The 5,355-nt window shown below is 46.8% G+C and carries 8 protein-coding genes; 2 read left to right on the top strand and 6 right to left on the bottom strand.

From position 1 onward, the window contains the following. The 3 genes from RMO84_RS15145 to RMO84_RS15135 all read right to left on the bottom strand — a co-directional run. The coding region (locus RMO84_RS15145) for a dynamin family protein (RefSeq protein ID WP_310489277.1) at positions 1 to 1,195 on the bottom strand (1,195 nt) is incomplete at its 3' end. A gap of 71 nt (positions 1,196 to 1,266) precedes the next feature. Continuing rightward, on the bottom strand, positions 1,267 to 1,578 hold the full coding sequence (locus RMO84_RS15140; RefSeq protein ID WP_310489276.1) for a hypothetical protein: 312 nt from the start codon (positions 1,576 to 1,578) through the stop codon (positions 1,267 to 1,269). A gap of 124 nt (positions 1,579 to 1,702) precedes the next feature. Beyond that, a complete protein-coding gene (locus tag RMO84_RS15135) occupies positions 1,703 to 2,038 on the bottom strand; it encodes a helix-turn-helix domain-containing protein (RefSeq protein ID WP_310489275.1) in 336 nt (111 codons plus the stop codon). Between the two features lie 119 nt (positions 2,039 to 2,157). On the opposite strand from RMO84_RS15135, the gene RMO84_RS15130 reads away from it, so the two are divergent. Beyond that, entirely contained in the window at positions 2,158 to 2,589 is a 432-nt protein-coding gene (locus RMO84_RS15130; RefSeq protein WP_310489274.1) for a hypothetical protein, read from the top strand. 11 nt (positions 2,590 to 2,600) lie between these two features. On the opposite strand, the gene RMO84_RS15125 is transcribed toward RMO84_RS15130, so the two are convergent. From RMO84_RS15125 to RMO84_RS15115, 3 genes are all read right to left on the bottom strand, one after another. Next, complete coding sequence (locus tag RMO84_RS15125; RefSeq protein ID WP_310489273.1) at positions 2,601 to 3,149, bottom strand: shikimate kinase; 549 nt, start codon at positions 3,147 to 3,149, stop codon at positions 2,601 to 2,603. Positions 3,150 to 3,186: 37 nt separating this feature from the next. Beyond that, positions 3,187 to 3,369: an NAD(P)H dehydrogenase subunit NdhS gene (locus tag RMO84_RS15120; protein ID WP_310489272.1), complete on the bottom strand. Its 183-nt coding sequence runs from the start codon at positions 3,367 to 3,369 to the stop codon at positions 3,187 to 3,189. Positions 3,370 to 3,468: 99 nt separating this feature from the next. Continuing rightward, on the bottom strand, positions 3,469 to 4,176 hold the full coding sequence (locus RMO84_RS15115) for a Crp/Fnr family transcriptional regulator (RefSeq protein ID WP_310489271.1): 708 nt from the start codon (positions 4,174 to 4,176) through the stop codon (positions 3,469 to 3,471). 115 nt (positions 4,177 to 4,291) lie between these two features. Between RMO84_RS15115 and RMO84_RS15110 the strand changes: the two genes are divergently transcribed. After that, on the top strand, positions 4,292 to 5,266 hold the full coding sequence (locus tag RMO84_RS15110) for a DALR anticodon-binding domain-containing protein (RefSeq protein ID WP_310489270.1): 975 nt from the start codon (positions 4,292 to 4,294) through the stop codon (positions 5,264 to 5,266). The last annotated feature ends 89 nt before the right edge of the window (positions 5,267 to 5,355 follow it).

The following is a 5,355-nucleotide window of genomic DNA, read 5'->3' as shown; positions in this document are numbered from 1 at the left end:
ATCGAGCCTGACGATCGCGCACGCGGCGGATATCATCGCGGAAGACATCGCGGATCGATTGTAACTGAATGAATTGGGGTTCGATCGCTTCAATTTTGGCCTTGAGTTCGACGACGTTGGTATCGAGCAGCGGAATTCGGCGCGCGACGGCTTCGGTGACGTGGCTGCAAGTTTGCTTGGCAATAACCCGCGCTTGACGCAATTCGGAAATCGCCCGCTCTTGCGTCAAAAACGTATTCAGAGCATTAATAAATGGTGGAAAACCAGTACCTACGAGATCGGCGTCTTTATCTTTGATTCGTCGGCGGAGTGCAGTAATCGAAGATAAGGGGAATACGCGTTCGTCATAGATATCGTAGCCATCCACCGTACAATATTCAGCTAAATTGGCTTTAAAGACACGATTTAATTTGCCTTCGGCCTCAGCCATTTCGGTAGCATCATCGGGATCGATTAGCGATTCTTTGACCCGATCCCAAGCATTAATCAAAAAGAACACGCTCAAGCCGCGATCTTTAATATAGTTTTCCAGATAGCGACGTTCGCCCAAGGTACAGGGTTGCGACGCGCTGAGGACGAATAACACGGCGTGACAGTTATTCAGATAGCCCAAGGACAATTCATTTCGCGCTTCGGTATCGTTCAAGCCAGGACTATCGATGATTTCAATCCCTTTCGATAGTAACTCTAGTGGATATTCCACAACGGCATAGTCCACATCGGGGAAAGCAGGCTTATTGCTCTCTTCTAATTTCTTGGCTTCTGCCGGATCGATCGTGTATTTGGTTTTGAACGCGCTGAAATCGATCGATTCTGGTGGCTTACCATCTTTGAAATGCACGGTGACTTTTTTCTGTTCGCCGTAGCGCAACACTGTCAGCAATGCCGTGCAAGGATTGACATCGCTAGGCAGGATATTTTCGCCGATGAGAGCATTCAGAAACGTACTTTTGCCCCGTTTCATATCGCCCAATACCATCAACCGAAATACGCCCTGTTGGAGATTGGTACTAGCTTTGGTCAGATCTGCCAAATCTCGATCGAATCCCATTTCTCCCGATCCTGTCTGAGCGGCGAGTTCGGATTTCTGGAGCTTGGCTACCATCCGGCTGAGGGAACTAGCCACCTCTTGGCGGACTCTGGCGACGCGATCCAAATCTTGGAGGAAACGATTGGTTTTGGCAGTTGACATCATAGGGGATAGGGAGTAGGGAGTAGGGAATAGGGGTTAAGAAATCGATCGTAAGTAATTTAAAAGTTGAAAATTTATGATGATTTGCGTCCGAATTCATAGCACGCCCATCCGGCGGCGGCGATGAAGATAAAGAATGACATACTGGCGAGCATTGACGCTGTAAATACAACTACAATACTTCCGACAAAGAAACCGGACAGTTTTGCTGCTAGCCGCAGATCTCTGGTGAAGGTACGAGGGGGTTGGCGATCGATATTATCCTTACCTGTTGGGTGCAGAAGCGCATTTTCCCGATCGAGATCGGCTTCTAATTGGCGCAACCGAATGTCGATTTCCTGTTGACGATATCGTGTTTCCCACTCTCGATCGTGACTATCTTTCACCGTACGCACTCACTAATATTAAGACGCGATCGCTAATCTAACCTATGGGATCGATCGACTGTCAACCGTAAATCTACACAGGACATCGATCTCTCAATATTCATCAAAAATTAGACTTAGTGGATTATTGAGTAGTTTGAACTGTGAGATCGCCATACCAGTCTGAAGCCAGATTGCAGAGCTGATACAGTGGTTGAGATAATTCCTTACCTCGATCGGTTAATGCGTAAGTAACTTGTGGCGGCATAGTCGGTTTGCAATAACGATTGATAATCCCGACTTCTTCGAGCATTTGCAATCTTTCTGTCAAAACTTTAGTTGAGATGCGATCGAGCTTTCGGCGCAGTTCGCCAAAACGCAGCATTCCATGTGTGTCCAAAATCCACAAAATATTTATCGTCCATTTTCCAGCAATTCTACCGAGCAGATATTCGAGAGGAATAAATTCAGGCTTTACCATAATTAATATTTTCTGCTCATGAGTAAAGTAGTTACTTTTTTGTAACTACTTTACTTTATTTATCGATCGGTTTAATGTCTAGAAATATATCGCTCGAATGCTAAACAGGAGTAGTCAAAATGAGAGATCAAGTTTGGTATATTGCCGTACCGATCGGATTGATGTGCTTGATTCGGTTTAGTCTGAGTGCTTTTGGATATGCCAATCCACAATGGTTTATGGACGAAATTGGATTGTCGCTAGCTGCCAACCCGCAAATGCCTTACGCGATTCGGGCTTGGGCAATTAGAGATATCGTGCTAGCCATACTGGTGGTATTGGCAAGTAAACGCGATGTGAAGATGCTGCTAATCGGTTGTGTTGCGATCGATTTCACCGATATTATTTCGGCCTATTTGAGTGGCATAGCTGGGCTATTTGACACGGCGGATGGTTGGTTATTGAAGCTGACATCAACTGCAATTGCCGCACTAATTTTGGAACTTGGGTCGTTATTTTTAATTAATATCAGCGATCGATCGGGAACTGAAAAGATCGAGAAAACTTACTAATAATTAAATACTTAATCTGGAGTAATACTCGGCGTTTTTAAGACTGTTGGAATCGCTGCTAAAATCCGATCGACTATTTCTTCCGGCGCGAGTTTAGTTGCGATCGGTAAATGAATATCAGCTTCAGCATACATGTGGCGGCGTTCTGCAAGTATCCCTTCTAATTTGGTACGTAGATCGGAGCTAGCAAGGATCGGACGGCTGGTATCGCCTTGAAGCCGTTCGACGAGGATGTCGATTGAGGGATCGAGCCAAATCACTAAGCCTTGATGGAGATGGTTCCAGTTCTCGCGCGCGATGGCGATACCGCCGCCAGTGGAGACAACGAGGCGGATATGCGCAGAAACTTCAGCCAAGACTTGAGTTTCGACTTTGCGAAATTCTGGTTCGCCGATAGCGGTAAATAACTCGGAAATACTTTGAGAGACTAATTGTTCGATCGTCGTGTCGGTATCGAGAAAACTGTAGCCCAATTTGGCGGCAAGTAATGGGCCGATGGTACTTTTACCACAGCCCATCATGCCGATTAGGTAAATATTCAGTCCTTGGAGGTCAAACATGGTCGCAGATTGATGGTGGCTAATTCCCCACTAGGATTTATTTCTGAGTGAGATCTACAAGTTCGATTTCGCTGAGACGAAAAGTCACCATTTTATCCCAGTTACCACCTTCAAACAGCACAGCCGCTTTGCCGTCGGTGATGCGCTGGACTAAGCCTTGAAAGTTATAGTAAATATCATTACTATTTTTGACGCGAATAGTCGAACCGGGTAGAATCATGAGACGATCGCAGTGATACTAATGGGTATTATCGATTCTTAGTTTAACCTAAAGAGCTATTCAACGATCGCGAACACGATCGCCAAAGTAGTCTGTAGCTTACTCTGGTTGAGGTGGTGCCAGCAGACAAATCAGATTATCCTCTTTGATGTGAATGGCTTTGCGTTCTTCGCGCAGTTCTTTCATCAGCCTGGTGACGGTGACGCGAGTAGTCCCGATCGCGCTGGCAATTTGGGCGTGGGTGAGCGGGAACGGCAAGAAATACCCCTCCTTACACGGTTCGCCAAATTCTTCAATTAACAGGGTTAAATAGCCGAGTAATCGCTCGATCGTGTGGCGTTGACCGAGAGTATTCAACCACAATAATTTGCGTTGGTGTTGATACCGAAATGAGTCTAAAATCTCGCGGCGAAAACTGGGGAAATTTTCGAGATCGTGCCAATACATCCAGAAAATTGAAGTGTTATCTGTATGGGCAAAAGCTTGTAATGTAAATGGCGATCGATCGACAATTTCAAATGGTTGCCCCGCACCGACAAAACCCAAAAAAGTTTCATCGCCACTTTGGAGCTGAAATTCCGCCGGAGTCATGTTTTGGTGGGGATAGGCTGGCGGCTCGGTTTCCGCCGTGCCGTTGAGCCGGATCGTGCCCCGTTGGACGAGATACAGCAATCCCGATCGAGTCGGGATTTGGGCATCTTTGGCAAACGTGCGATAGCGATAATGTTCTTGTGCCCAATCTAGCAATCGATGCCAAGTTGAGAAAGAACGCGTATTATTTTTAGGCGGGGTAGATGATGAATGCATAACAAACCAGCAGAATGGCACATGATTTTCAATGATTCTACATGTATTTTGATGTAGTGAATCATTTTATTTTAGTCTGGATTGTACTACGGAATTTAGAAATCGGGGCTTGCAGATGAAGATATTTCGGTGGTCAGACCCGATTCTACTACCATTAGCACCGACAATTGCCGGAACAATTGCCGCGTATTTACGATTGATATCCGAGCGAGTTTACTCACATTTGTCATGTAATTATGACAATCTAGCTCCTGAATTGCCGACAGACGAGTCGTGGTTCTGGCAGTGCCAACAGTCGATTAAGTCTGTTACAACAACACAATACCAGTATGTCAGCACGTTCGCACACCGATTAGCCGCAAAATCAGCATTAACACCACTAGAAATTTGTCAAATCTGTCAAATTTGTCAACCGCCAATTCTGCCGGATGCAGTCGATCTGGCTACTGGCTTAGAATTGAGCTGCTGGTATAACGAGGCTGGCTATCTGTACTTTCAACTTACACCAGCCTCGATCGAGCGATGGCTGGATTATCTCGATCGATTGCCACCGCTCGATTTGGCTGTCGTGCCCACTCACTGGCACACTACTGGCACATCGGGATCGGCACTGGCGATCTACGCTCATGCCCGCTGTTGCTCGCTGCTCAAATTGGCCGATCGGGAGCAATCGATCTCTCTGACTACAGATTGGCGAATCGAGCATCCCGATCGGCTGCTAAACTGCCGCGAAGATCGACAATTAGCAGGTTCGATCGGCATTTTCGATCGCCCAGTCGAACGGCAGCTAATTCAGACCTTAATGGCGATTATGGATGCCATCTACATTCACCAGCCACCTAGTTTACTAGCATCAACCGTAAGTATGGGGAGCCACCGATCCCCACGCAGCACGCCCAACTGGTCGAAATTGACGATCGATCTGGCTCAAAGTTGGCTGGACTTTTATCGCGACTGTCGGATTTTTGGCGAGATTAAACAGCAAAATCCACACCTCGCAATTGCCAGATGTGGATTAACCGCGATCGTCCGTCGCTATTTGCAGATTTTGCTGGAAAGTCTGGGGGCTGGTGTTGTGGAAGAGTTGTGAGAGTTGGGGGCGGGGAGCGGGGAGCGGGGGGCGGGGGTTAGAAGGACGCAAGCGTCCGAGTTTATTATGCCCAGATCGCTATCGATAAT

The organism is Chamaesiphon sp. VAR_69_metabat_338 (genome assembly GCF_031423935.1).
Lineage (GTDB): Bacteria > Cyanobacteriota > Cyanobacteriia > Cyanobacteriales > Chamaesiphonaceae > Chamaesiphon.
This window is presented reverse-complemented; position numbering and strand designations above follow the sequence as displayed.

Bases quoted from the DNA above. Each gene is read 5' to 3' on its own strand.
- RMO84_RS15125 (WP_310489273.1), bottom strand. From the start codon at position 3,149: ATGTTTGACCTCCAAGGACTGAATATTTACCTAATCGGCATGATGGGC.
- RMO84_RS15130 (WP_310489274.1), top strand. From the start codon at position 2,158: ATGAGAGATCAAGTTTGGTATATTGCCGTACCGATCGGATTGATGTGC.
- RMO84_RS15115 (WP_310489271.1), bottom strand. From the start codon at position 4,176: ATGCATTCATCATCTACCCCGCCTAAAAATAATACGCGTTCTTTCTCA.
- RMO84_RS15110 (WP_310489270.1), top strand. From the start codon at position 4,292: ATGAAGATATTTCGGTGGTCAGACCCGATTCTACTACCATTAGCACCG.
- RMO84_RS15135 (WP_310489275.1), bottom strand. From the start codon at position 2,038: ATGGTAAAGCCTGAATTTATTCCTCTCGAATATCTGCTCGGTAGAATT.
- RMO84_RS15120 (WP_310489272.1), bottom strand. From the start codon at position 3,369: ATGATTCTACCCGGTTCGACTATTCGCGTCAAAAATAGTAATGATATT.